Raw genomic sequence first — 24,743 nt, 5'->3', positions numbered from 1 at the left:
GGTGCGGGAGAACGGGTCAGCTGAAGACGATCATCGACCCCTGCGCCAGGCTCCGCGTCGCCGCCGCGTGCAGGCCCAGCCACACATGGCGCTCCCGGGCGAACGGGCTGGAGTCGTGCGGCGCGGGCACCGCGGGCTCCTCCAGCTCCGTCGGGGCGAGCGGCGGCTGCGGCGGGGCCGGGGGGTTGGCCGGGTCGATGCCGAGGGCCGGGGCCACGGCCTCCAGTTCCCGCAGCAGGGTGTGCGAGGAGCCCAGGGGGCCGCCGCCCGCCAGGAGTTCGTCACTGGAGAGCGGGTGCGGGAAGTCGACCGGCACGTAGGCGCCCGCGTGGTCGTAGTGCCAGACCAGGTGGGACTGCTGGGCCGTCGACTCGAACATCTCCAGCAACTGCTCGTAGTCGCCGCCGAGTTCGTCCACCGGAGTCACCGGGAGGCCGCACACCTGAAGGAGGTGTGCCCGGCGCAGGAAGTGCAGCGCGTCGTAGTCGAAACCGGCCACCGGCGCGACCTCGCCGGAGAGTCCCGGCATGTACTGGTACACCGGCACCGGCGGCAGCCCGGCCTCGGCCAGCACCTTGTCGTACTGCGCGAGTTCCTCGGCGAACGGGTTGTCCGGCGTGTGGCACAAGACGTCGACGAGCGGTACCAGCCACAGGTCACAGGCCAAAAGAGGGCTCCTCACACAGCACGGTGGTCAGGGCAGCGTAGTCGGTGTGCGCCGGTGCGCGTTGCGTGCAGATCCCATACCCATCTGGGGCCGGGCCACGACACGTACGGCGTTGGTCATTCGCCGGCGAGCCCCTCGATCAAAGCGAGCGAGTGGCTGTTGTACGCGTCGACGAGCGAACGCGCGCCCTGGATGTCACGCCGGGCCAGGGCGTCGACCAGTGCGGTGTGCCCGCACCACAGCGCGCCGCGCAGTTCGCTGAGCCGGCGCAGGTGCTGCACGGTGCACACCCAGCTCTGCACGCGCAGCCGGTGCAGGAAGTCGCAGAGGTAGGGGTTGCCGAACAGGGTGGCCAGCTCGCGCCAGTAGCGCAGGTCGTAGCCGATCAGGACGGTCAGGTCCCCGGCCGCGGCGGCGCGCTGGGCCTCCTCGCCGCGCCGGCGGACCCCGGCGAGGGCGGCGGCGATGCGCGGGTCGGCCGGGTCGGGACCACCCGGCAGATCGGCGGCCAGGGAGAGGAACATCCCGTCGGTCACGAGACTGCGGGCCTCGATCATGCCGCGGAAGTCGTCGACCGAGTACTCGTGGACGCGGAAGCCGCGGTGGTGGTCGGCGTCGAGGAGCCCCTGCGCGGACAGGTTGACCAGGGCCTCGCGCACCGGCGTCGCGGACACGCCGTACTGCTCGGCGATCTCCTTGACCGTGAACTCCTGCCCCGGCTGGAGCCGCCCGGCCAGCACCTCGTCACGGAGCGCGTCGGCGATCTGCTGCCGCAGGGTGCTGCGTGTGACGGCACCGGTACCGCTGGAGCCGGGCATGGGCGGGGCGTCTCCTCGTCGCGTTCGGGGCGTCGCTCAAGGGCGCCGTCCGGGGGCGTGCTCGTACACATGTCTACCGCGTACGAGCACGCAACCCTACGCGCTCGGTTCCCTCGCCCCGTCCCGCTTACTCGGTGTACTCGTCCGCCACGGACAGTGCCGTGTCCAGGGCCGCCAGGCCCTCCTTCAGCTCCGCCTCGGAGACGTTGCACGGCGGGACCACGTGGGTCCGGTTCATGTTCACGAACGGCCACAGGCCGTGCGCCTTGGCGGAGGCGGCGAACGCGGACATGGGCGCGGCCGCCTGTCCGCTCGCGTTGTAGGGGACCAGCGGCTCCCGGGTCTCCCGGTTCCGCACCAGCTCCAGCGCCCAGAACATGCCGGTCCCGCGCACCTCGCCCACGCTCGGGTGGCGCTCGGCCAGCTCCCGCAGCGCCGGTTCGACGACCTCGGCGCCGAGCCGCGCGGCGTGCTCGACGACGCCCTCCTCCGCCATCACGTTGAGGGTGGCGACGGCGGCGGCGCAGGCCAGCGGGTGGCCGGAGTAGGTCAGTCCGCCGGGGTAGGGCCGCTCGGCGAAGGTCGCGGCGATCTCGGCGGAGATCGCGACACCGCCGAGGGGCACATAGCCCGAGTTCACGCCCTTGGCGAAGGTCATCAGGTCGGGCACGACGTCGTACAGGTCGGCCGCGAACCAGGTGCCGGTGCGGCCGAAACCGGCCATGACCTCGTCGAGTACGAACACGATGCCGTACTTGTCGCAGATCTCGCGCACCCCGGCCAGGTAACCGGCCGGCGGCATCATGATCCCCGCGGTGCCCGGGATCGTCTCCAGGACGATCGCGGCGATCGTCCCCGGGCCCTCGAAGGCGATCGTCGTCTCCAGGTGCTCCAGCGCCCGCGCGCACTCCTGCTCCTCGGTCTCGGCGTAGAAGCGCGAGCGGTACAGGAACGGCGCCCAGAAGTGCACGACCCCGGCCGTGCCGCTGTCGGAGGCCCAGCGGCGCGGGTCACCGGTGACGTTGACCGCCTGCTGGGTGCCGCCGTGGTACGAGCGGTAGGCGGAGAGCACCTTGGGGCGGCCGGTGTGCAGCCGGGCCATGCGCAGGGCGTGCTCGACGGCGTCGGCGCCGCCGTTGGTGAAGAAGATCTTGTCCAGGTCGCCGGGCGTGCGCTCGGCGATCAGCCGGGCCGCCTCCGAGCGCGTCTCGACGGCGAACGCGGGCGCGAACGTCGTCATCCGCGCCGCCTGCTCCTGGATCGCGGCGACGACCTTGGGGTGCTGGTAGCCGATGTTGGTGTAGACGAGTCCGCTGGAGAAGTCGAGGTAGCGCTTGCCTTCGTAGTCCCAGAAGTAGGACCCCTCGGCGCCGGCGACGGCGAGCGGGTCGATCAGCTCTTGCGCTGACCAGGAGTGGAAGACGTGCGCGCGGTCCGCGGCCTTCACGGCGGCGCCGGCCTGGGGGGAGGGCTGAGGGGTCATGCGGCCGAGGGTAGATGTCCGCGATGCGGAAACGGAATCGGCGTCCTGTCTGCGGTCGGGGGCTTTCCACGACAGGTTGTCGACGGGTGGCGGACGTGTTGCCGGTGCGCGGGGTCCCCTCCGTTACGCAACCGTGGACAAGCGGCGACTCACCGCGGGGCCGCCCCGCACTATCCTCGGCCTGTTGCTCACGGTTCGGGGGGAAGGCGGCACGGCATGCGGAGACTGGGGGACGGGGACCCGCATCACATCGGGGTCTACCGGCTCTTGGGCCGGCTGGGCACGGGCGGCATGGGCCACGTCTACCTGGCCCGTTCGGACCGCGGGCGCACGGTCGCCGTGAAGCTGGTGCGCGAGGAACTGGCCGCGCTGGACGAGTTCCGCGAGCGGTTCCGGCAGGAGGTCGCGTCCGCGCGCCGGGTCGGCGGGTACTGGACGGCGCCCGTACTGGACGCCGACACCGAGGCCGCCGTGCCGTGGGTGGCCACCGGGTACGTCGCCGGGCCCAGCCTCCAGCAGGTCGTCGGACACGACCACGGCGCGCTGCCGGAGCGCTCGGTCCGCACCCTGGGCGCCGGTCTGGCGCACGCGCTCCAGGACATCCACGCCGCCGGGATCGTCCACCGCGACCTCAAGCCCTCCAACGTGCTGGTCACCATCGACGGCCCCCGCGTCATCGACTTCGGCATCGCCCGCGCCCTTCAGACGGTGGCCGACGGCGGTCTCACCCGCACCGGCGCGCTCGTCGGCTCGCCCGGCTTCATGGCGCCCGAGCAGGTGCGCGGCGACCGGGTCACGCCCGCGTGCGACGTCTTCTGCCTCGGCTCGGTCCTCACCTACGCCGCCACCGGCAAGCTGCCCTTCGGCGCCGCGAACAGCGGCGTGCACGCCCTGATGTTCCGCATCGCGCAGGAGGAGCCCGACCTGGAGGGTGTGCCCGAGGGCATCGCCGACCTCGTACGGGACTGCCTGAGGAAGGACCCCGCGGCGCGGCCGGGCCTCGCCGACGTCCTGGAGCGCACGGGCGCGCAGGACACGGTGACCGGCGGCCGTTCCCGCGACCCGTGGCTGCCCAGCGCGCTGGTGGCCCAGCTCGGCCGGCACGCGGTACAGCTGCTGGACACGGAGAACCCCGAAGACCCGGCACAGACCGGAGCCCCGGGCCCTTCGACCACACCCGGAGCGGCCGCGGCGCCGCCCGACGGCGCGGCGCCCGACGGCGCGGCGGCGGGTGGCGCAGGGCCTGGGGGCGTGGGGTCTGGTGGTGTGGGCCCCGGCGGCGTGGGCCCTGGCGGTGTGGGGTCTGGTGGCGTGGGCCCTGGCGGTGTGGGACCCGGTGGTGTGGGCCCGGGTGGTGTGGGCCCTGGCGGTGTGGGGTCTGGTGGTGTGGGGCCCGGCGGCGTGGGCCCTGGCGGTGCGGGGTCTGGTGGCGTGGGCCCTGGCGGTGCGGGACCCGGTGGCGTGGGCCCGGGTGGCGTGGGCCCCGGCGGTGTGCGGCCCGGTGGTGCGGGACCCGGTGGTGTAGGCGCCGGTGGCGCATGGTCGGGTGGCGGTGGGCCCGGCGGCGGCGGACCCGGCGACGAGGGTGCTGCCCAGGGGGCCGGCCCCGCGCCCGGCGGTCCGCCTCCCCCTCGTGAGCCGGGCAGCGGCGGCGGCGCCCCGCTGAACCACCTCCCCACCTTCGTCGCGGGCCGGCACCCGGCCACGCCCCCGCCCGACGCCCACGGCCACTCTCAGCCGCCCGCCCCCGGGTATGCCCCGGGCCCGGCCTGGCACGCGTCGCAGCCCGGACACCAGCACCCCTACGGCGGCGGGGGCGGCCTCGGCCCGACCCCGCCCCAGGGGCCCCCACCCCCGTACGGACCCCCGCACGAGCCCGTCCGGAGCGCCCGCTCCACCGCCCTGCTGATCGTCGTCGCCCTGGTCGTCGCACTCGGTGCGGGCGGCACGGTCTACGCCCTGATGCGCGGCGACGGCGACAACCGGACGGGCGGCGACCCCACACCCACCCGGTCCACGGGCGCCCCGCAGGATCCGGGTACGGGCTCGTCCGGTCCGACGGGGGGCGGGTCGCCGTCGACCGGTTCGACCGCCCCGGCCGCCGACGAGGGCACGGTCCCGACCGGGTACGTGGGTGACTGGTCGAGCGGCATCGACAACGCCTCCGGGACACACCCCCGCACGCTGAGCATCGTGCAGGGCGAGGTCGGCGACACGGTGCTGACCCTCGTGGCGGACGGGCCGACGGCCACCGGCACGTACCACTGCGTGTTCGACGCCGCCCTCACGGCCGAGCCGAGCCCCGGCGGTCCGCTCCGGCTCGGTCCGTCCGAGGTCAGGACCGGCCCGTCCAGCAGTTGCACCCCGGGCGGGCCCAGCACGGTCACCCTGCTGCCGGACGGCAGCCTGGAACGCACCAACGACGACACCGGCGAGTCCCTGCTCTACACCCGTCAGTGAGGGGACGTGGTCCTGCCGTCGGCGTCAGCGGGGCTCCGGCGGACGTTGGCGGGGCATGTTCGGACGGGTGCCGTTCTGCGGGGGGAGCGGGAAGCGGCCGGTGGCACCCGTGCCCGAGCCGTCCGGGCGCGGCCCGTCGGCCGCCGCCGCGGCGTGCGGTCCCAGCGGCCCCGGCCCCGGGCGGAAGCACACCATCCAGTCCGCCGTCTCCGCCCGCACCAGCTCCGTCACGTCCTCCGAGAACCGCCGCAGCACCAGCAGGCACCGCTCCGCCGCCTCGCTCGCCGTCCCGTCCGCCGGGCCCAGCACCTCCCGCACGCTCTCCGACGCCCAGTCGAACTGGAGTGCCTGGAGCCGCCGCTGCACCGCCTGCGCCGTGGCCACGTCCCGCATCCACCCGGACGTCACCCCGAAGTACCGGTCGCCCGCCACACACGCCACCGCCCACAGCAGCGCCAGATACCCCCAGGGCGCGACCCCGCCCACCGCACCCGACAGGTCGAGCAGCGGCAGCGCCGCCCCGGCGGCCGCGCCCACCGCGGCCCCGCCCCGCAGCAGTACGGCACCGCGCCGCTTCCACACCCGGTCCGCGAGATACCAGGCCGCCGTGTCCAGCGCGCCCCGCTCCACCCACCGGTACAGCTCGTCCAGCCGCTCGGCGGGCAGTGCCCAGTCCCCGAGGGGAAACGCCCGTCCGGTCAGGTCGCCCGGCCGCGCTCCGGCCGTCCCCTCGCCGCCACGGCCGTCCCGCGGCGGCCTCTCGGGCTGCATCTCCGGCTGACCCACCCGGCACTCCCTACTGCTCGCCACTGCTCGCCGTACCGCTCGCCCTCCGCGAGGACTCATACGCCGGAACCCCGCGCCGGAACCCTTCCTACCGCCCGATGGGTGGCGAAGGGCCGGGTTCCGTCGCTTTTCCGCCCGGAAGAGGGTGTTGATCAGGTATAGGGCTCCCGGGGAGTCACTCGAAAGAGTGCTGGGGCGAGGGCCGCCCGGACCACGTAGGCTCGTGCCGAACGGCAAAACCGTAGTGACCGGACGTGATGGGAGCTGAAAGTGATCCCCGGTGGTGGCCAGCCCAACATGCAGCAGCTGCTCCAGCAGGCCCAGAAGATGCAGCAGGACCTGGCGAAGGCCCAGGAGGAACTGGCGCAGACCGAGGTCGACGGCCAGGCGGGCGGCGGCCTGGTGAAGGCCACGGTCACCGGCTCCGGCGAGCTGCGCGGCCTCGTCATCGACCCGAAGGCGGTGGACCCGGAGGACACCGAGACCCTCGCCGACCTGGTCGTCGCCGCCGTCCAGGCGGCCAACGAGAACGCGCAGAACCTCCAGCAGCAGAAGCTCGGCCCGCTCGCCCAGGGGCTGGGCGGCGGCAGCGGCATCCCCGGCCTGCCGTTCTGAGCCCGCGTTCCCGGCTTTCCGGGTTCGCCTTTCTCAGACCGGCCGAAGCCATCTACCGTACGTAGTGCACGAACCTCAGGAAGGACGGCAGTCCGTTGTACGAAGGCGTGGTCCAGGACCTCATCGACGAACTCGGGCGGCTGCCCGGCGTCGGTCCCAAGAGCGCGCAGCGGATCGCCTTCCACATCCTCCAGGCGGAGCCGACCGACGTACGGCGGCTCGCCCAGGCCCTCATGGAAGTGAAGGCCAAGGTCCGCTTCTGCGCGACCTGTGGGAACGTCGCGCAGGAGGAGCAGTGCAACATCTGCCGCGACACCCGGCGCGATCCCTCCGTCATCTGCGTGGTGGAGGAGCCGAAGGACGTCGTCGCCATCGAGCGCACCCGCGAGTTCCGCGGGCGCTACCACGTGCTCGGCGGCGCGATCAGCCCGATCGACGGGGTCGGCCCCGACGACCTCCGCATCCGTGAGCTGCTGGCCCGCCTGGCGGACGGCACGGTCACGGAACTGATCCTGGCCACGGACCCGAATCTGGAGGGCGAGGCCACGGCCACGTACCTCGCCCGCATGATCAAGCCCATGGGCCTCAAGGTCACCCGCCTGGCCAGCGGCCTCCCGGTGGGCGGCGACCTGGAATACGCGGACGAGGTGACCCTCGGCCGCGCCTTCGAGGGGAGACGACTCCTAGATGTCTGACGCCACGCTGCACGCGACCGACCAGAACCCGGACGACTTCGCGGTCCAGATCGCCGACCAGATCGAGAGCTTCCTGGTGGCCGTCACCGAGGTGGCGAAGGGCGACGAGCCCGACTCGGCCGTCCCCTTCCTCCTCCTGGAGGTCTCCCAGCTGATGCTGGCCGGCGGCCGGCTGGGCGCCCACGAGGACATCGTCCCGGACGAGCGCTACGAGCCCGACCCGGGCCCGGAACTCGACGTGGACGAGATCCGCGAGAACCTGGCCCGCATCCTCGACCCGATCGACGTCTACTCCGAGGTCTTCGACCCCTACGAGCCGCGCAAGGCCGCGGTCCCGGCGCGCATCTCCGACGACCTCACCGACGTCATCACCGACCTCCGCCACGGCATGGTCCACTACAAGGCCGGCCGCACCACGGAGGCCCTGTGGTGGTGGCAGTTCTCCTACTTCTCCAACTGGGGCTCCACCGCCTCCGCGACCCTGCGCGCCCTCCAGTCCGTCGTCGCCCACGTCCGCCTGAACCAGCCCCTGGAGGAGCTGGACGGCCTCGACACCGACCAGGAGCTGGGCGACGAGACCCTGGAGTCGGAGGCCGGCCGGGTCATGGTCCGGGAGATCGCGAGGCCGCTGGGCCTGCGGCCGGTCAAGTAGCGGCGCCCTCCGGGGCGTTCGGGACGTCCGGGACGTCGATCAGGCGGAGGAACGCGGTCGCCGCGGGCGTACGGCTGCCGGGGGGCCAGACGACGTACTCGACGCGGGCCGGTGCGTCGACGACCTGGAGCGTGGTCACGCCGCTGAGCTGGGGCACGTAGGCGGAGGGCAGCATCGCCACGCCGAGGCCCTGTCCGACCAGCCGTGCCAGGAATTGCGTGTTCGTCACTTCGAAGGCGACGTCACGGGTGAGGCCGGCGGCGGAGAAGGCCAGATCGGACTGGGCGCGGCCGGCGGTCTTCGCCGGCAGGTCCACGAACACCTCCTCGGCGAGCCGTCGCAGATCGACCGGCCCCCCGCCGGCGAGCGGGTGATCGGGGGAGACCACGGCGACGAGCCGGTCACGCCCGATCACGTGGGCCTCGACCCCCTTGGGACGCGCGGTGGTCGGAAGCCCGACGAAGGCGACCTGGATGTCCCCTTCCTTGACCCGCTCGACGAGTTCCTCGCTGGCGCCCACGCGCAGGCTGACGCGTACCTTCGGACACCGCCGGCGGAAGTCGCGCAGGGCGCGCGGGATGTCGACGGCGGCCACGGACGAGATCACGCCGACGCGGAGCTGCCCGCGGACCTCCCCGACGGCGGCAGCGACCTCGTCGGCCGCGCGCTCGGCGGCCGCCAGGCACTGGCGGGCGGCCGGCAGAAACGCCTCCCCGGCCGGTGTCAGCCGCACCCGGCGGGTGGTGCGCTCGAACAGCCTGGCTCCCAGCTCCTGCTCCAGCCGCGCGATCTGGTGGCTGAGGGCGGACTGGACGACGAGGCAGCGCTCGGCGGCACGGGTGAAGCTCAGGGTCTCGGCGACCGCGAGTACGTAGCGCATCTGCTGGAGCTCCATGTGATTCATCTTGCCGCACGATAAACAAGATGACAAACATGTGTTGGACTCATTGATGACGGCGCGGCAGCATCGAAGAGTGCCCCGTCCGGACTCGCGGAATGTTCCTCCGCGGTATTGAAGGTTCGTCGCTCACGCAATTTCCCTCATGTGTGCTGACGGACTTTTCATGCCGCGAGTGCGGTCTTTTCGTTGCCGCAGACATTTCAGCGCCGACGAATGGGTCGGCAGTACCCATCGGAAATACCAACCGGAAAGGACCGGCCCGTCATGACCAGCCACGGGCAGCGGGGTCGAACCACATGTCGACAGCGCTCTTCACCTGCTGACTGGACGGCGTGCCGTCAGCACGCCCGCGCCCCGGGGCGAGGCCGCCGGACGTCTCTGCGGCGCCGTTCTCACCAGGGCCGGAACCGACGGATTCTTCGAGCTCAAGCGCACGCGCGACCGTGGTGCCGTTTTCAGCCGGCCGAAGGGTCCCGGCCCGGGCAGACCCGCACTCTCAGGGAATGATCGACGTGAATGCAGATGTGCCATGAACCATGGCCGACAGCTTCTCACCTCAGCCGTGACGGCGCTCGCGCCCGCGATCTGGGGCAGCACCTATCTCGTGACGACCGAATGGCTTCCGCCGGACCGTCCGCTGCTCGCCACCACCGTGCGGGCGCTTCCGTCGGGTCTCATTCTGCTGCTCATTTCCCGGGTGCTGCCGAAAGGGGAATGGCTATGGCGTTCCCTCGTGCTCGGAACACTCAACATCGGCGCTTTCAACCTGCTGCTGTTCGTCGCGGCCTACCGCCTGCCCGGCGGTATCGCGGCGATGGTCATGGCGGTGCAGCCGATGATCGTGCTGGTCCTGGCGGCATTGATCATCGGCGACAAGATACGCGCCTCCCACGTGGCGGCCTGCGCTCTCGGCGCGGCAGGCGTCGTTCTGCTCGTGTTCCAGGGCTCGGCCGCACTGGACACCGTCGGAATGCTGGCCGCGCTCGGCGGGGCGGCCTGTATGGCCACCGGCATCACGTTCACCAAACGCTGGGGGCGCCCGGCGGGAGTGGGCCTGCTGCCCTTCACCGGCTGGCAGCTGACGGCGGGCGGCCTCGTGTCACTGCCGTTCACCCTGACCGTCGAAGGACTGCCCAGCTCCCTCACGGGCGGCAACGTCTTCGGGTTCGCCTACCTCATCGTGTTCGGCGCCGTGATCAGTTATGCGCTCTGGTTCCGAGGCATCGAGAAGCTGCCCGCGCCGGCGGTCTCCTTCCTCGCCCTGGGCAGTCCGGTCGTCGCGACGATCCTGGGGATCGCCTTCGAGGACGAGTCCTTCTCCCCTCTGCAGACGGTCGGGATCCTGGTGGTCCTCGCGGCCGTGGTGCTCGCCCAGCCCAGGCCGTCCAAGCGACGCGACACCGAGGCCGGGAAGGCCGCCGCGGCCGACGGGCCCGTGTCGGGCGGACCCAGGCACGCCATGCGTCAGGGCGAGCCACGCCCTTGACGCACCGGCGCACGACCGAGTCCCCACACGCTCCTCTTCCCACACGCTCCTCTTCCCGCACGTCCTCCCCGCACGTCCTCCCCGCACCTGCCCACGTATGAGTACATCGCTGGAGAGTTGTCATGTCTGCACAAGTGCACGAGAGTTCACCCTCCCCCGTGAAGGGATGGCTGGGCGTCGCCGCCATCACGGCCAGTCTCTTCGTCTTCCTGACCACTGAGCTGATGCCCGTGGGCCTGCTCACTCCGCTGAGCGAGGACTTGGACATCTCCGTCGGCGTCGCCGGCCTCATGGTCACCGCACAGGGCGTGGCAGCCGGCCTGGGCGTGCCGTTCATCGTCGCCTGGACCCGGCGCGTCAACCGGCGCCCGCTGCTCACCACGCTGCTCGCGGTGCTCGCCGCGGGCAACGTCATCACCGCCGTCTCGCCCAACTACGCGCTGATCCTCGGCACCCGGCTCGGCATGGGCTTCGCCAGTGGCGTCTTCTGGGCCATCGGCGTGAGCATGGCCATGCGGATCGTGCCGGAACGACAGGCCAACCGGGCCGCCGCGGTGGTGATGTCCGGCATCGCCATCGCAACGGTCGTCGGCATCCCCCTCGGCACCGTCATCGAGGCACAGACCGACTGGCGGACCACCTTCGGCATCTGGGCCGGCCTCAGCGTGCTGGTCTTCATCGCGGTCGCGGCCCTGGTCCCGTCGATGCCGTCGCAGAACGCGGTGTCCGTCCGGGAGGTCTTCCAGCTGCCGGCCAGGAACGGGCAGCTGCGCACGGTGCTGTTCATCGTCGTCTTCTTCGTGCTCGGGCACTTCGGTGCCTACACGTTCGTGCGCCCCTACCTCGAGGACACCGCGGACGCCTCGGCCGGCTTCATCACCACCGTCCTGATCATCTTCGGTGTCGGCGGTGCGGTCGGGAACTTCATCGCCGGACACACGGTGAACAAGAGCCTGCGCGGCACCTTCGTCACCGGTCTGGCAGGGCTCCTGGTGGCCCTGCTGCTGCTGCGCGCCACGGGCAGCGGTGAGACGGGCGCCGTCATCGCGCTGGTCCTGTGGGGGCTCTCCTTCGGCGCCGTGCAGCTGTCCCAGATCAACATGACGCTCGCCTCCGCGCCCGACACCTTCGAAGCCGCCATGTCGCTCAACACCATGGCGTACAACACGTGCATCGCACTCGGCGCGCTCTTCGGCGGTCTGTTCGTCGACCACGTCGGCGTCACGAGCGTCATCTGGTTCGGTGTGGTGCTGGCCGCGGCCTCGCTGTTGCTGCGGCTGGGCACGGGCCGGGGGGAGGAGAAGACCCCGGACAACGTGTCCGAGGACGACCTCGCCCCCACCGCCGGATGAGATGAAGGGAAGACGTGACGTTGGAGAACCTCACCTGGGTCCACCGCCTCGACGGGGTGGACCCCGAGGAGCTGTCGACTACGAGCAGGTTTCCGGTGACGTGGCCGCGAAGCCGCGCATGGAAGCCGGCCGCAATCCGCACGACGAGGGCCTGATCGCCCTGATCGGCGAACTGTCGACGTGCGGCGAGCTGTTTCGGCAGCGGTGGGCATCTCAGGACGTGCGGCTGCAAAGGAGGCGATCAGCCGCTGGTCGTACGAGGCCACGCTGGTGTCCGGCCTGCTGCCAACGGAGAGGTACGCACGGACTCTCATGGAGAACCGGTACCCGCCTCGGGACGAAGAGGTCGTGGAGCAGCGGATCGACGCCCGTCTGGAACGGCAGGCGACCCTCACCAGGCGTAAGCCGCCTGCCGGCCTGAGCTTCGTCGTCTACGAGGCAGTGCTACGCAGGCCGATGTCATCGACGCCATCGCCTGCCTCGCCCCGCTCGCCCACGGCGACGCCCCGGCCCCCACCGACGACCTGGGCGACATCCGAGCGCCGGCCGCCTGCGCGGGCCGGGAACGCCTTCACCTGGAGCGCCCGTGAGCGCGCGGGAGGTGCCGGTCGCCGAGCCCCTCGAAGAGCTGGCGGACTGAGGTCTCTCACTTGTGAACGTGTGATGCACGGCACTTTCCCGAGTGACCCGCGTCCCCCTGGGCATGAGCCACCCCGAACAGTGGGCGGTCCGGAGTCTCACCATGCGATACCGCAGGGGCGGAACCCGGACGCTCGGTAAAATGAGCCGACCGCAGTACATATACGTACGTGCGGAAAGAGACGGATTGAGCGAGGAGCGCACGTGGGCCTTGTCGTGCAGAAGTACGGAGGCTCCTCCGTAGCCGATGCCGAGGGCATCAAGCGCGTCGCCAAGCGGATCGTGGAAGCGAAGAAGAACGGCAACCAGGTGGTCGCCGTCGTTTCCGCGATGGGCGACACGACGGACGAGCTGATCGATCTCGCCGAGCAGGTTTCCCCGATCCCTGCCGGGCGGGAACTCGACATGCTGCTGACGGCCGGAGAGCGTATCTCCATGGCGCTGCTGGCCATGGCGATCAAAAACCTGGGGCACGAGGCCCAGTCGTTCACCGGCAGCCAGGCCGGAGTCATCACCGACTCGGTCCACAACAAGGCCCGGATCATCGACGTCACGCCGGGTCGCATCCGCACCTCGGTCGACGAGGGCAACGTGGCCATCGTGGCCGGTTTCCAGGGCGTCAGCCAGGACAGCAAGGACATCACCACGCTGGGCCGCGGCGGGTCCGACACCACGGCCGTCGCCCTCGCCGCCGCGCTCGACGCGGACGTCTGCGAGATCTACACCGACGTCGACGGCGTGTTCACCGCCGACCCGCGCGTGGTGCCCAAGGCGAAGAAGATCGACTGGATCTCCTTCGAGGACATGCTGGAGCTCGCTGCCTCCGGCTCCAAGGTGCTGCTCCACCGTTGCGTCGAGTACGCCCGCCGGTACAACATCCCGATCCACGTGCGGTCCAGCTTCAGCGGACTGCAGGGCACGTGGGTCAGCAGCGAGCCGATCAAGCAAGGGGAAAAGCACGTGGAGCAGGCCCTCATCTCCGGAGTCGCGCACGACACCTCCGAGGCCAAGGTCACGGTTGTCGGCGTGCCCGACAAGCCGGGCGAGGCGGCCGCGATCTTCCGCACCATCGCCGACGCCCAGGTCAACATCGACATGGTTGTGCAGAACGTGTCCGCCGCCTCCACCGGCCTGACGGACATCTCGTTCACGCTCCCCAAGAGCGAGGGCCGCAAGGCCATCGACGCGCTGGAGAAGAACCGCCCGGGCATCGGCTTCGACTCGCTGCGCTACGACGACCAGATCGGCAAGATCTCGCTGGTCGGCGCGGGGATGAAGAGCAACCCCGGCGTCACCGCCGACTTCTTCACCGCGCTCTCCGACGCCGGGGTGAACATCGAGCTGATCTCGACCTCCGAGATCCGCATCTCGGTCGTCACCCGCAAGGACGACGTGAACGAGGCCGTGCGCGCCGTGCACACCGCCTTCGGGCTCGACTCCGACAGTGACGAGGCCGTCGTCTACGGGGGCACCGGACGCTGATGTCCGCCACGCAAGACAGCGGCCGGGACGGCGGCCGTACCGGCAGGCCCACGCTCGCCGTCGTGGGCGCGACCGGTGCCGTCGGCTCGGTCATGCTCCAGATCCTGTCCCAGCACGCGGACGTCTGGGGCGACATCCGCCTGATCGCCTCCCCGCGCTCGGCCGGCCGCAAGCTGGCCGTGCGCGGGGAGGAGGTCGAGGTCGTCGCGCTGGGCGAAGAGGCCTTCGACGGGGTCGACGTCGCCATGTTCGACGTCCCCGACGAGGTCGCCGCCCAGTGGGCGCCGGTCGCCGCCGCCAAGGGCGTGGTGGTGGTCGACAACTCCGGCGCCTTCCGGATGGACCCGGACGTGCCCCTGGTGGTGCCCGAGGTCAATCCGCACGCGGTGCGGATGCGGCCGCGCGGGATCGTCGCCAACCCGAACTGCACGACACTGTCCATGATCGTGGCGCTGGGCGCGCTGCACGCCGAGTTCGGGCTGCGCGAGCTGGTCGTCTCCTCGTACCAGGCGGTCAGCGGGGCCGGGCGGGACGGTGTGGACACGCTGCGCCGGCAGCTGTCGCTGGTGGCCGGCACCGAGCTGGGGACGCACCCCGGTGACGTGCGGCGGGCCGTCGGCGACGACACCGGGCCGTTCCCGGAGCCGGTCGCGCTGAACGTCGTACCGTGGGCCGGTTCGCTGCGGGAGGACGGCTGGTCGTCGGAGGAGATGAAGGTGCGGGACGAGACCCGCAAAATCCTCGGGCTGCCGAACCTCCCGGTCGCGGTGACCTGCGTACGGGTGCCGGTCGTCACCACGCACTCCCTGACCGTGCACGCCCGCTTCGAGGGCGAGGTCAGTGTCCAGGGGGCCCGGGAGATCCTGGCCACCGCTCCCGGTGTCGTCCTGTTCGACAACCCGGCCGCGGGGGAGTTCCCGACGCCCGCCGACGCGGTCGGCACCGACCCGACCTGGGTCGGCCGGGTGCGCCGGGCCCTGGACGACCCGACCGCGCTCGAACTCTTCGTCTGCGGGGACAATCTGCGCAAGGGCGCCGCGCTCAACACCGCGCAGATCGCGGAGCTGGTGGCGGCCGAGTTCGGCTGAACCGGGATCAGAGAGGCAAAAAGGCCCGGCGGCCGTGGGTTTCGTTTGTAGGATCCATGGACGAGATGTGATCCGGAAGTTGGTCCGGACTACTTGTACCGGGCACCCGCGCCGTCAGAGGATTTCCTCCCCGCCCTCCGCAACCGTGCGAGCGGCGGGGAGCGTCTTTGCGGTCACCCATTCGGGGCCGCGGGGCGTGGTTCGGCGCGGGGGACGCCGAGGACGGGCGTGGGGACGCCCGTTCACATGGGACACAGGGGAAGAGCGGACGATGAGGGCCTATGACGCACCGTCAGCCGGGTGGCCGCCCGGGCGGCTGCCCGACGGACACGGGAACGTGACGCCCGGCACGTACAACCCTCACGGGGGTGGACGTGTCCAACTGGCGTGGCAGAGGTTCTCGATTTCACCGCAGGCACGCGGGGCGCGGCTCTGCGCCCTCCCGTCCGGACCGTCCGTCCCCGTGTGGCCGGTCCGGCCGGTGGCATGCCGGTGATCGCGCCGATGCCCGCAGCGCGGCCGGCCCGCATATCGAACCAGCGCGACGGCGCCGAGGACGTGGCGGCGGGTACCACCGTCGACCACCTCACCGAGACCTACCGGGTGCACTACCGCTCGCTGCTCGGTCTCGCCGCCCTCCTCCTCGACGACACGGCCTCCTGCGAGGACGTGGTCCAGGAGGCCTTCATCCGGGTCCACTCGGCGCGCAAACGCGTCCGCGACCCGGAGAAGACCCTGGCGTACCTGCGGCAGACCGTCGTCAACCTCTCGCGCTCGGCGCTGCGCCGCCGCATCCTCGGCCTCAAGCTCCTCTCCAAGCCCATGCCGGACATGGCGAGCGCGGAGGAGGGGGCCTACGACCAGCTGGAGCGCGACTCCCTGATCAAGGCGATGAAGGGGCTCCAGCGCCGGCAGCGCGAGGTGCTGGTGCTGCGCTACTTCGCCGACATGACGGAGGCCCAGGTCGCCGAGACGCTCGGCATATCCCTGGGCTCGGTCAAGGCCTACGGGTCGCGCGGGATCGCGGCGCTCAGGGTGGCCATGGAGGCTCCGGCATGAGCGACGGCAACGACGCGCGACCGGACGCCCGGGACGGGTATGTCCCGGGAACGGACGCCCGTGAAGGGCTTGACGCGGGAACGGACGCCCGTGAAGGGCTCGACGCGCGACCGGACGCCCGGGACGGGTATGTCCCGGGAACGGACGCCCGCGATGGGCTCGACGCGCGACCGGACGCCCGCGACGGGCATGACGCGCCCGCCGGACCGGCCGGGTGGGAGCAGCAGAAGCACACGCACGACACACACGCTGGGAACGGAACTGTGAACCACGGCCCCGCCGCGCAGGGCCCCGACGCTCCTGGGGCCGACGGGCCGGCCATCGACGAGGCCGCCCTGCGCGCGATGATGCACCGGGCGGTCCGGGAGATGGAGCCGAGCGACGGCACCCTGGAGCACCTGCGGCGCGCGGTGCCCGCCCGGCGGGCCCGCAAGCGCCAGGCCCTCGTCGGCGCGGCGGCCGCCGCCCTCTTCCTCGGCACGGCGGTCCCGGCCCTCGTGCACGTCTCCAACTCCACCGGCGCGGGTGCCGACCCGTCCGTCGCGGGCAACGCCTCCCAGGCCCAGGGCGGCGCCTCCCAGGGCAAGGACCCGGCCGGCGGCCAGAGCGGCATCGCCGGCGCCGGGGACACTCCCGAGGAACAGGACAAGGCCGGCCCCAAGGAGACGCCCGGCGGCAAGGAGCCCGGCGCCGCGACGGGCGCGCCCCCCTCGGGCGTCCCCAGCGCCAGCAGCCCCGCCGACGTCCCCGCGTGCGCGCCGGGGTCGCTCGGCCCGGCCGTCGCGAGCAGCGCCGAGCCCGACTCCACAGGCGTGGTCTACGGCTCCTTCCGCGTCACCAACGTCTCGTCGGACGGCTGCACCGTCACGGGCCCCGGCAATGTGGTCACCGCTTCGCTGGGCGCCGCGGAGGCCACCCGGATCGGCACCGCGCGGCACGCCGCCGGGGATGCCGCGGCCGGACTGCCCGACCCGTCGCTGGAGACCGCCTCGCTGGCCCTGGCGCCGGGCGCCGCGTACGAGGTGCAGTTCGCCTGGGTGCCCTCGGAGACCTGTCCCACCACCGGCGGCACCACGGGAGGCGGCAGCGGCGGGCCCTCGCCCGACCCCTCGCCGACCGCGGACACGACCGCCGCGGGCGGCACCTCCGCGGGAGGCGGCGAGGCCGGGCCCACGGCCCAGCTGATCACCGAGGACGGCCCGGCCGAGGGCAGCGTGTCGGTGACGTACACCCCGGAAGCCGGTTCCGGATCGGCGACGGCCACGGTGTCCAACGCGTGTGCGGGGACCGTCTACTGGACCGGCCTGCTGGCGGACTCGGGCTCGGGGGCGTAGCCCCAGCGGTTCAGCGGGTTCAGCGGGTTCAGTGGTTCAGCGGGTTCAGCGGTTCAGGAGACGAGCCCGGCCCTGGCCCGGTCGGCCTGGCCCCCGCTCTCTCCGGCGTCCTCCCTGTCCTCCCCGTCCTCCGTGACCAGGCCCAGCTCGGCGTCCCGGGCGAGTTCGACCTCGCGGCGCAGCAGCCGGAACCACATGAAGATCACGAAGCCGACGAACGCGAACCACTCGGCGGTGTAGCCGAGGTTCTGGAAGGCCTTCAGGTCGAGGCCCGTGTTCTGCGGCGCGCTCACGGGCACGGCCCGCATCCCCGAGTCGCCCTCGTTCAGCGTGACCCAGGCGTCGTACACGTCGTAGGGCACGAGGTTCAGCAGGGTCGCCGCGCTGATCGCGCCGGTCTGGCCGTCGGGCCACCCGGAACGGCCGCTGACGCCGCCCGCGCCCGGGGACTCGGCGGCCTGCAGCGCCCCGGTGACGGTGACCTCGCCGGCGGGCGGGGCCGGGGCCTTCGCCGGGTCGGGTTCGCCGGGGAGCCAGCCCCGCACGACGGGCAGGGCCTCACCGCCGTCGGTGCGCAGGAGCGTGAGGACGTAGAAGCCCTCCCGGTCGTCCAGCTTCCGCTCCGGTACCAGCAGCTGATCGTCGTACCGGCCGGTCACGGTGGTCTGCCTGCCGACCGTCGCCTTGTCCACGGGCAGCAGCTCGGTCAGCGGGCGCGCGGCGTCCCGGGCGGCCGACTCCTGCTGTGTGGAGGCGGTCTCGTGGTCCTGGACCCGGTCCTCGAAACGGCCGAGCTGCCAGGAACCCATGAAGATGCAGAAGGGGATGGCCAGGACGACGAAGACGTTGATCCCCCACCATCGGGGCGTCAGCAGAAACCGGTACACGCCCTCCACGGTACGGTGCGCGCCCGGACGGCCCGGCCGCGGGGCTGTGGAAAACATGAGGGAAGGACGGAGGAAGGACGGAGGAAGGAAGGGGGAAAGGCGGGGGAAGCACGGGGACGGGCGGGTGGACGGAGGAGGTTGTCCACAGGCTGGGGATCTCTTCTGCGCGTTGTCGCCGGGTCGGGGCAGTATGGGGCCATGACTGAGAGCAACGGGTTGCGGCAGACGCAGGGCGAGCAGGTGCCCGACTGGGAGAAGCGGTTCCGGGCACCGAGGGTGTCGCTGCCCGACTGGGCCGAGGACGCCCCGGACCGCTCCCTGTTCGTCTCGAACGCGACGGGGACCTACGAGCTGTACGCCTGGGACCGGTCGAGCGGCGAGCAGCGCCAGGTCACGGACCGGCCCAACGGCACGACGGACGGCGTGCTCGCGCCGGACGGCGACTGGATCTGGTGGTTCGACGACAAGGACGGCGACGAGTTCGGGGTCTGGCGCCGCCAGCCCTTCGCGGGCGGCGCGGACGAGGAGGCCGTGCCGGGCCTCGCCCCCTCCTACCCGGCGGGCCTCGCCCTCGGCCGGGACGGTCGCACGGCGGTGATCGGCCGCTCCACCGACGAGGACGGTACGACGATCCACCTCGCGCGCGGGGACGGCGGCGCACCGGCGGAGATCTACCGGCACCGCGAGTCCGCGGGCGTCGGTGACCTCTCCCACGACGGCTCCCTGATCGCGATCGAGCACACCGAGCACGGTGACGCCATGCACTCGGCGCTGCGCGTCCTGCGCCCCGACGGCGGCACGGTCGCCGAGCTGGACGACACCAGAGGCGGCGAGGAGGAGCTGGGCCTGGAGGTCCTGGGCTTCGCGCCGGTCGACGGTGACACCCGGCTGCTCATCGGCCACCAGCGCCGGGGCCGCTGGGAGCCCCTGGTGTGGGACGTGGCGACGGGGGAGCAGACCGACCTCGCGCTGGAGCTGCCGGGCGACGTGAGCGCGGAGTGGTATCCGGACGGCTCCGGCCTGCTGATCGTGCACGGTTTCGAGGCCCGCAGCGAGCTGTTCCGCTACGACTTCGCCGAGCGCGGGCTCACCGAGATCGACACCCCCGCCGGCACCGTCTCGGGGGCCACGGCCCGCCCGGACGGCAGTGTGGAGTACCTGTGGTCGTCGGCCGCCGAACCGTCGGCCGTCCGCTCCACCACCGGCCGCGTCGTCCTGGACCCGCCCGGCCTGAAGTCGCCCCGCTCGGTCCCGGTGGAGGACGTGTGGGTCGAGGGGCCCGGAGGCCGCATCCACGCCCTGGTCCAGAAGCCCGCCGGGGCGGCCGGTCCGCTCCCGACGGTCTTCGACATCCACGGCGGCCCGACCTGGCACGACAGCGACGCCTTCGCCGCGGGCCCGGCCGCCTGGGTCGATCACGGGTACGCGGTGGTCCGCGTCAACTACCGGGGCTCCACCGGGTACGGCCGCGCGTGGACCGACGCCCTCAAGCACCGGGTGGGTCTCATCGAGCTGGAGGACATCGCGGCGGTGCGGGAATGGGCGGTCACCTCGGGCCTCGCGGACCCCGAGCGCCTGATCCTCACCGGCGGCTCCTGGGGCGGCTACCTCACCCTGCTCGGCATCGGCACCCAGCCCGAGGCGTGGACGCTGGGCATCGCGGCCGTGCCGGTCGCCGACTACGTCACCGCGTACCACGACGAGATGGAGGGCCTCAAGGCACTCGACCGCACCCTGCTGGGCGGCACCCCCGAGGAGGTCCCCGAGCGCTTTGAGGCGTCCTCCCCGCTGACCTACGTCGACGAGGTCAAGGCCCCGGTGTACATCTCGGCGGGCGTCAACGACCCGCGCTGCCCGATCCGCCAGGTCGAGAACTACGTCGAGCGCCTGGAGACCAGGGGCGCCGTCCACGAGGTCTACCGCTACGACGCGGGCCACGGCTCCCTGGTCGTCGACGAACGCATCAAGCAGGTACGCCTGGAGCTGGACTTCGCAAGAAGGCACCTCCCGAACCCGTAGAGCGGTCCGCCCACCGGCCGAGTCGGGTGGTGGGTGGGCACAGGCCGGGGGTCCAGGGGGCGGAGCCCCCTGGCGGGGTCGTAGGGGCGGCGCCCCTACACATCCGTCCGCTGCCGCGCCCGCCGCCCGAGCAACTCCGCCAGCCCCCGCCGAGTCGCCGCCAGCACCACCCGGTCCGAGCCCCGCAGGACATACGTGTCGGGCAGCTCCCACACCAACCGCGACTCCCGCGCCCTCTCCGGCGCACCACCCTCGCCCCGCCCACCGTCGGAGACCTCGAGCGCCAGCACCCGCCACGCCCCCGCCCGGAACGCCTCCCCGACCGTCTTCCCCTCCAGCTGGGGATGCCCCGCCACCTCCACCGCCGCGAACAGCAGCACCCGCCGTTCGACGGGGATCGCCCCGAGGATCTGGCGGCCCATCATCGCCCCGGCGAAGGACGGCGCCGCCAGGTGCGTCACGCTCCGGCTGCGGGTGAGCGCGCCCGGGTGGGCGGCCCGCAGGGTGCGGTACACGGCGGTCGCGAAGTCGTCGTCGTACAGGCGCAGCACCACCCGCAGCCGCGACCGTACGGACCGCGCGTACAGCACCGCCTCCAGGTTGGTCGTGTCCACGCTGGTCAGGGCGAGCAGCGAGTGCGCCCGGTGGATCTTGGCGGCCTCCAGGACGCCCTCCTGGGTGACGTCCCCCAGCACCACCGGCACTCGCAGCCGCCGCGCGGTCGCCATGCCGCGTGCCTCGGGGTCGGCCTCGACGCACACCACGGGGATGTCCATCTCCCGCAGCCGGGTCAGGACGCGGGTGCCGATCTTGCCGAGGCCCAGCAGGACGACATGCCCGCCGAGCCCGCGCGGCGGCTTCCGCAGAGCCGACGCGCTGCGGAAGGTTCCGAGAGCCTCCAGCACGGCGGCCAGCAGGACGGGCAGCAGCAGCAGTCCGACGAACCCGGAGAGGAGCTGGAGGATCTGACGTCCGGTGTCCTTGTTGTGCGCGGGTTCGTTGATGGAGAACAGGTCGAGCAGTGTCACGTACGTGGCGTGCAGCGGGTGATCGCCGGTGGCCACCATCAGTGCCACGGCGAGGGCGACCACGCACGCCGCCAGACCGGCCAGCGACCACCGCAGCCGACGCGAGAACAGTTCGCCGAAGGCGGGCACACCGGCCCGCCCGGCGGGCAGCGGCGGCCCGGAGTACGACACGTGCTCCAGGGCCACCGTCCCGCGTCCGGTGGCCGCCTCCACCGCCGCCGCGTCGGGCAGCAGTTGCGGCCCGTGCTCGCCGCTTTCCTCCGAACCGTCAGCACCGGCCGGATCGTTGCTGGTCGCGGACAGCAGTGCCAGGGTGCACAGTCCCGGATCGGCCACCTCGCCGGGCCGGGGTGGATTGCGTTCGACGGCGCGCAGCAGCAGACCGTCCGTCTCGACGACCTTGCTGGTGCCGACGAGGGCGGTGGCCGCCAGCGCGGGAGCGGCGGTGTCGGCGTCGGACAGGACGGTCGTGGACCCGGCCCCGGCCCCGGACCCGGCCCCGGACCCGGAGCCGGTCCCGGGACTGCTGCCCGTCGCCAAGGTCGCGCTCTGGTCGAGGAGTTCCTCGATGTGCTGGCCCAGGCGCCGGTTGTACAGACGCAGGACCAGCCGCAGCCGTGGGTTGAGCCGACGGGCGGTCAGAGCGGCGCGGATGTTGGTCTCGTCGTCGTCGTACACGAGGGCCAGCGCGGTGGCCCGCTCGACGCCGGCGTCCGCGAGTACGTCCTCGGTCGGCTCGGTGGCGTCGAGTTCGCGGTCGGCGCCGCCCGAATCACCGCTGCCCGTCCGGTTGACGGCCGCGTTGACCATGTCCAGCAGTGCCGCCGAGGCGGCCCGGGCCCGCCCGACCACCGGCTGACGCACCCGACGCCCGGCGGGCGGGACGACGAGGGTGACCTGTTCGCGGTAGACGCCGCGCAGTTCGGCGGCCAGCCGATGGGCCAGTCCGTCGTCGCCGCACACCACCATGTGCGCGTACCCGTCGCCCTGCGGAACCTGGTTCGGAACGCTCCCCGTATGAGTCCCCATTTGGAGAAGGACAGTACAGGCACCGGGAGCGGTTCCAGGAGCGCCGGAAGAGATCGAGGGCGGCATCAAAGACGCGTAAAGATTGCCGGAACGCGGCAATGACCGGCTGCCGCGCCGCATGTGACGATGCATCTCACCGAAGCTCAGCGACGGGCGGGAGGGGGACGGCACGCATGGCCTGGTTTCTCGGGCTGGGTATCACGGGGGTCGTGCTGCTCGCCCTGTCGCTGGTCTTCGACGGACTGCTGGAAGGCGCCTTCGACGGAGTGCTGGACGGCGTCCTGGAGGGGTGGCTGTCGCTGCCGGTCGTCGCCGGGTTCGTGGCGATGACCGGCTTCGGTGGCGCCATCGCCCTCGGCACCGGCTGGACCGGTCCCGCGGGCGCCGCCGGCGTCGGCGCGGTCGCCGGAGTGGGGGCCGGCTGGCTGACGTACCGCTTCGGCCGCGCCCTGATGCGCGACCAGACCGCCGTCACGCCTCGTACCAACGACCTCCTCGGCACGTCCGGCAAAGTCGTGACCGCCATCCCGGCGGACGGCTACGGCGAGGTCCTGCTCCGGCTCGCCGGGCAGCCGCTGAAGTGCGCGGCGCGCAGCACGGTGCCGCTGGCGCGGGGCGTCGAGGTGTGGGTCGAGGGGGTACCGACCGGGACGTCGGTGGTGGTGCGCCCGGTGGACCGCTGAGGTCCGCGCCGTCTCCGCCTTCTCTCTCGTCTTCTGCTTTCTGTGTTCTCTGTCTTCTCGCTGTTCTCGCTGTTCTCTCTGTGTGATTCGGGGGCGTTGTCATGAGTCCTGTCGTCATCGCGGTGGTGGGAGTCGTCGTACTCCTGGTGCTGCTCGCCCTGGTGGTGGTGAGCCGCTACAAGGTGGCCGGTCCGAGCGAGGCGTTCATCGTCACCGGGCGGCGCGGCAAGAGGTCCACCGATCCGGAGACGGGCCGCGTGTTCACCGACAACAGCGGCCAGAAGGTCGTGGTGGGCGGCGGTGTGTTCGTCGTGCCGTTCGTGCAGCAGCGGTTCACGCTCGACCTCTCCTCCCGGCACATCCCGGTCGCCGTGCGCGGCGCGGTGACGCTGCGCGGGGTGAAGGCCAATCTCGAAGGCGTCGCGATCGTCAAGGTCGGCGGCACGGAGGACGCGATCCGGGCCGCCGCGCAGCGGTTCCTGATGCAGCAGGACGGCATCGTCGGCTTCACCCAGGAGGTGCTGTCCGGCGCACTGCGCGCGATCGTCGGCCGGATGTCCGTGGAGGACGTCATCCGGGACCGGGCCGCGTTCGCCGGCCAGGTCGCCGAGGAGGCGGAGGCGAGCCTGTCCGGACAGGGCCTGGTGCTCGACGCCTTCCAGATCCAGGACATCACCACCGAGGGTTCCTACCTGGAGGACCTCGGCCGCCCCGAAGCGGCACGCGCGAAGCAGGAGGCCGACATCGCGGAGGCGGTCGCCCGGCGGGCGGCCGAGCAGGCGCGGCTGAAGGCGGAGGAGGAGATCGCGGTCGCCCAGCGGACCCTCTACCTGAAGCAGGCCGAGATCAAGGCCGAGACCGACCAGGCCGCGGCCCGCGCCAACGCCTCGGGTCCCCTCGCGGAGGCGGCCCGGCAGCAGGACATCCTCGCCGAGCAGGAGAAGGTCGCCGAGCGGCAGGCCGCGCTGAAGGACCGCCAGCTGGACACCGAGGTGCGCAAGCCCGCCGACGCCCAGCGGTACGCCGCCGAGCAGGAGGCGGAGGCCCGCCGGGTGGCGCGGGTGAAGCAGGCGGAGGGTGAGCGCGCCGCCGGTATCGCCGCCGCCCAGGCGGAGGCCGAGCGGGCCCGGCTCACCGGTGAGGGCGAGAAGCAGCGGCGCAGCGCCCTGGCGGACGCCGTACGGCTGGAGGGCGACGCCGAGGCCGCCGCGATCGGTGCCAAGGGCGCGGCCGAGGCCGAGGCGATGGAGAAGAAGGCCGACGCGTTCGACCGGTACGGCGACGCCGCCGTGCTGCAGATGCTGGTCGAGGTGCTGCCGCAGGTGGTGGCGAAGGCGTCCGAGCCGCTGGCGGCCGTGGACAGGATGACGGTCATCTCGACGGACGGCGCGAGCCGCCTCACCCGTACGGTCGCCGACAACGTGGCGCAGGGCATGGAACTGCTGGGCTCGACCACGGGCGTCGACCTGGCGTCCCTGCTGAAGGGCATCACGGCCAGGGGCGAGGCGGGCAACGCCTCCACCGAGAACGGCAAGGTGGAGATCACGGACTGACGCACCCACGTCGACCGGTTGCCGGGA

The 24,743-nt window shown here is 72.3% G+C and carries 21 protein-coding genes and 1 pseudogene; 15 read left to right on the top strand and 7 right to left on the bottom strand.

Features of this window, described 5'->3' with window-relative positions; all coding sequences use genetic code 11:
- Positions 1 to 16 precede the first annotated feature (16 nt).
- From C4J65_RS14910 to C4J65_RS14900, 3 genes are all read right to left on the bottom strand, one after another.
- Positions 17 to 667: a hypothetical protein gene (locus C4J65_RS14910; protein WP_003975315.1), complete on the bottom strand. Its 651-nt coding sequence runs from the start codon at positions 665 to 667 to the stop codon at positions 17 to 19.
- 116 nt (positions 668 to 783) lie between these two features.
- Entirely contained in the window at positions 784 to 1,485 is a 702-nt protein-coding gene (locus tag C4J65_RS14905; protein ID WP_115742849.1) for a GntR family transcriptional regulator, read from the bottom strand.
- A 127-nt stretch (positions 1,486 to 1,612) separates the two neighbouring features.
- Positions 1,613 to 2,968 (bottom strand): aspartate aminotransferase family protein, encoded by a 1,356-nt coding sequence (locus C4J65_RS14900; RefSeq protein WP_115742848.1) that lies wholly within the window; start codon positions 2,966 to 2,968, stop codon positions 1,613 to 1,615.
- Between the two features lie 216 nt (positions 2,969 to 3,184).
- On the opposite strand from C4J65_RS14900, the gene C4J65_RS14895 reads away from it, so the two are divergent.
- A complete protein-coding gene (locus C4J65_RS14895) occupies positions 3,185 to 5,428 on the top strand; it encodes a serine/threonine-protein kinase (RefSeq protein WP_115742847.1) in 2,244 nt (747 codons plus the stop codon).
- A gap of 24 nt (positions 5,429 to 5,452) precedes the next feature.
- On the opposite strand, the gene C4J65_RS14890 is transcribed toward C4J65_RS14895, so the two are convergent.
- Complete coding sequence (locus C4J65_RS14890; RefSeq protein ID WP_115742846.1) at positions 5,453 to 6,214, bottom strand: SLATT domain-containing protein; 762 nt, start codon at positions 6,212 to 6,214, stop codon at positions 5,453 to 5,455.
- A gap of 270 nt (positions 6,215 to 6,484) precedes the next feature.
- On the opposite strand from C4J65_RS14890, the gene C4J65_RS14885 reads away from it, so the two are divergent.
- The 3 genes from C4J65_RS14885 (at position 6,485) to C4J65_RS14875 (ending at position 8,176) form a co-directional block, all read left to right on the top strand.
- A complete protein-coding gene (locus tag C4J65_RS14885; protein ID WP_078494807.1) occupies positions 6,485 to 6,829 on the top strand; it encodes a YbaB/EbfC family nucleoid-associated protein in 345 nt (114 codons plus the stop codon).
- Between the two features lie 95 nt (positions 6,830 to 6,924).
- Positions 6,925 to 7,524 (top strand): recombination mediator RecR, encoded by a 600-nt coding sequence (recR, locus tag C4J65_RS14880; RefSeq protein WP_007451877.1) that lies wholly within the window; start codon positions 6,925 to 6,927, stop codon positions 7,522 to 7,524.
- Positions 7,517 to 8,176: a DUF5063 domain-containing protein gene (locus C4J65_RS14875; protein ID WP_115742845.1), complete on the top strand. Its 660-nt coding sequence runs from the start codon at positions 7,517 to 7,519 to the stop codon at positions 8,174 to 8,176. The genes recR and C4J65_RS14875 overlap by 8 nt, the downstream gene beginning before the upstream one ends.
- Here the strand turns inward: C4J65_RS14875 and C4J65_RS14870 are convergent.
- Positions 8,169 to 9,071: a LysR family transcriptional regulator gene (locus C4J65_RS14870; RefSeq protein WP_115742844.1), complete on the bottom strand. Its 903-nt coding sequence runs from the start codon at positions 9,069 to 9,071 to the stop codon at positions 8,169 to 8,171. The genes C4J65_RS14875 and C4J65_RS14870 overlap by 8 nt on opposite strands.
- Before the next feature lie 535 nt (positions 9,072 to 9,606).
- Here C4J65_RS14870 and C4J65_RS14865 point away from each other — a divergent pair.
- From C4J65_RS14865 to C4J65_RS14830, 8 genes and pseudogenes are all read left to right on the top strand, one after another.
- Positions 9,607 to 10,563: an EamA family transporter gene (locus tag C4J65_RS14865; RefSeq protein ID WP_115742843.1), complete on the top strand. Its 957-nt coding sequence runs from the start codon at positions 9,607 to 9,609 to the stop codon at positions 10,561 to 10,563.
- Positions 10,564 to 10,685: 122 nt separating this feature from the next.
- Positions 10,686 to 11,915, top strand: a complete 1,230-nt coding sequence (locus tag C4J65_RS14860) for an MFS transporter (RefSeq protein WP_115742842.1) — start codon at positions 10,686 to 10,688, stop codon at positions 11,913 to 11,915.
- Between the two features lies 1 nt (position 11,916).
- A pseudogene (locus tag C4J65_RS37190) lies at positions 11,917 to 12,096 on the top strand (hypothetical protein); the annotation flags it as partial.
- Entirely contained in the window at positions 12,096 to 12,695 is a 600-nt protein-coding gene (locus C4J65_RS36645) for a Scr1 family TA system antitoxin-like transcriptional regulator (protein WP_346265879.1), read from the top strand. The pseudogene C4J65_RS37190 and the gene C4J65_RS36645, both read left to right, overlap by 1 nt.
- Positions 12,696 to 12,758: 63 nt before the next feature.
- The gene (locus C4J65_RS14845) at positions 12,759 to 14,036 is read left to right on the top strand and encodes an aspartate kinase (RefSeq protein ID WP_115742841.1); all 1,278 of its coding nucleotides are present in this window, start codon (positions 12,759 to 12,761) and stop codon (positions 14,034 to 14,036) included.
- Positions 14,036 to 15,124 carry an aspartate-semialdehyde dehydrogenase gene (locus tag C4J65_RS14840; protein WP_115742840.1) on the top strand — a complete coding sequence of 363 codons (1,089 nt, stop codon included), beginning with the start codon at positions 14,036 to 14,038 and terminating at the stop codon, positions 15,122 to 15,124. The genes C4J65_RS14845 and C4J65_RS14840 overlap by 1 nt, the downstream gene beginning before the upstream one ends.
- A gap of 486 nt (positions 15,125 to 15,610) precedes the next feature.
- Positions 15,611 to 16,183, top strand: a complete 573-nt coding sequence (locus C4J65_RS14835) for a SigE family RNA polymerase sigma factor (protein WP_115746459.1) — start codon at positions 15,611 to 15,613, stop codon at positions 16,181 to 16,183.
- A gap of 263 nt (positions 16,184 to 16,446) precedes the next feature.
- On the top strand, positions 16,447 to 17,517 hold the full coding sequence (locus C4J65_RS14830) for a hypothetical protein (RefSeq protein ID WP_346265878.1): 1,071 nt from the start codon (positions 16,447 to 16,449) through the stop codon (positions 17,515 to 17,517).
- 53 nt (positions 17,518 to 17,570) lie between these two features.
- Here C4J65_RS14830 and C4J65_RS14825 read toward each other — a convergent pair whose 3' ends face one another.
- Complete coding sequence (locus C4J65_RS14825; RefSeq protein WP_240330425.1) at positions 17,571 to 18,404, bottom strand: SURF1 family protein; 834 nt, start codon at positions 18,402 to 18,404, stop codon at positions 17,571 to 17,573.
- A gap of 198 nt (positions 18,405 to 18,602) precedes the next feature.
- Between C4J65_RS14825 and C4J65_RS14820 the strand changes: the two genes are divergently transcribed.
- Complete coding sequence (locus tag C4J65_RS14820) at positions 18,603 to 20,423, top strand: prolyl oligopeptidase family serine peptidase (protein ID WP_115742837.1); 1,821 nt, start codon at positions 18,603 to 18,605, stop codon at positions 20,421 to 20,423.
- Between the two features lie 95 nt (positions 20,424 to 20,518).
- Here C4J65_RS14820 and C4J65_RS14815 read toward each other — a convergent pair whose 3' ends face one another.
- Positions 20,519 to 22,420 (bottom strand): NAD(P)-binding protein, encoded by a 1,902-nt coding sequence (locus C4J65_RS14815; RefSeq protein ID WP_115742836.1) that lies wholly within the window; start codon positions 22,418 to 22,420, stop codon positions 20,519 to 20,521.
- A gap of 233 nt (positions 22,421 to 22,653) precedes the next feature.
- Here C4J65_RS14815 and C4J65_RS14810 point away from each other — a divergent pair, with 233 nt between their 5' ends.
- Both C4J65_RS14810 and C4J65_RS14805 read left to right on the top strand, forming a co-directional pair.
- A complete protein-coding gene (locus C4J65_RS14810; protein WP_115742835.1) occupies positions 22,654 to 23,163 on the top strand; it encodes a hypothetical protein in 510 nt (169 codons plus the stop codon).
- A gap of 101 nt (positions 23,164 to 23,264) precedes the next feature.
- Positions 23,265 to 24,716 carry a flotillin family protein gene (locus tag C4J65_RS14805; protein WP_115742834.1) on the top strand — a complete coding sequence of 484 codons (1,452 nt, stop codon included), beginning with the start codon at positions 23,265 to 23,267 and terminating at the stop codon, positions 24,714 to 24,716.
- Positions 24,717 to 24,743 lie beyond the last annotated feature (27 nt).

The sequence above is a fragment of the Streptomyces sp. CB09001 genome (assembly GCF_003369795.1).
Lineage (GTDB): Bacteria > Actinomycetota > Actinomycetes > Streptomycetales > Streptomycetaceae > Streptomyces.
Note: the sequence above shows the minus strand (reverse complement) of the source record. Positions and strands in the feature narration are given on the sequence as shown.

What these genes read in the sequence shown, in the direction of transcription:
- C4J65_RS14905 (WP_115742849.1), bottom strand. Translation starts at nt 1,485, where the DNA reads ATGCCCGGCTCCAGCGGTACCGGTGCCGTCACACGCAGCACCCTGCGG.
- C4J65_RS14900 (WP_115742848.1), bottom strand. Translation starts at nt 2,968, where the DNA reads ATGACCCCTCAGCCCTCCCCCCAGGCCGGCGCCGCCGTGAAGGCCGCG.
- C4J65_RS14895 (WP_115742847.1), top strand. Translation starts at nt 3,185, where the DNA reads ATGCGGAGACTGGGGGACGGGGACCCGCATCACATCGGGGTCTACCGG.
- C4J65_RS14875 (WP_115742845.1), top strand. Translation starts at nt 7,517, where the DNA reads ATGTCTGACGCCACGCTGCACGCGACCGACCAGAACCCGGACGACTTC.
- C4J65_RS14870 (WP_115742844.1), bottom strand. Translation starts at nt 9,071, where the DNA reads ATGGAGCTCCAGCAGATGCGCTACGTACTCGCGGTCGCCGAGACCCTG.
- C4J65_RS14865 (WP_115742843.1), top strand. Translation starts at nt 9,607, where the DNA reads ATGAACCATGGCCGACAGCTTCTCACCTCAGCCGTGACGGCGCTCGCG.
- C4J65_RS14860 (WP_115742842.1), top strand. Translation starts at nt 10,686, where the DNA reads ATGTCTGCACAAGTGCACGAGAGTTCACCCTCCCCCGTGAAGGGATGG.
- C4J65_RS14840 (WP_115742840.1), top strand. Translation starts at nt 14,036, where the DNA reads ATGTCCGCCACGCAAGACAGCGGCCGGGACGGCGGCCGTACCGGCAGG.
- C4J65_RS14835 (WP_115746459.1), top strand. Translation starts at nt 15,611, where the DNA reads ATGCCGGTGATCGCGCCGATGCCCGCAGCGCGGCCGGCCCGCATATCG.
- C4J65_RS14820 (WP_115742837.1), top strand. Translation starts at nt 18,603, where the DNA reads ATGACTGAGAGCAACGGGTTGCGGCAGACGCAGGGCGAGCAGGTGCCC.
- C4J65_RS14815 (WP_115742836.1), bottom strand. Translation starts at nt 22,420, where the DNA reads ATGGTGGTGTGCGGCGACGACGGACTGGCCCATCGGCTGGCCGCCGAA.
- C4J65_RS14810 (WP_115742835.1), top strand. Translation starts at nt 22,654, where the DNA reads ATGGCCTGGTTTCTCGGGCTGGGTATCACGGGGGTCGTGCTGCTCGCC.
- C4J65_RS14805 (WP_115742834.1), top strand. Translation starts at nt 23,265, where the DNA reads ATGAGTCCTGTCGTCATCGCGGTGGTGGGAGTCGTCGTACTCCTGGTG.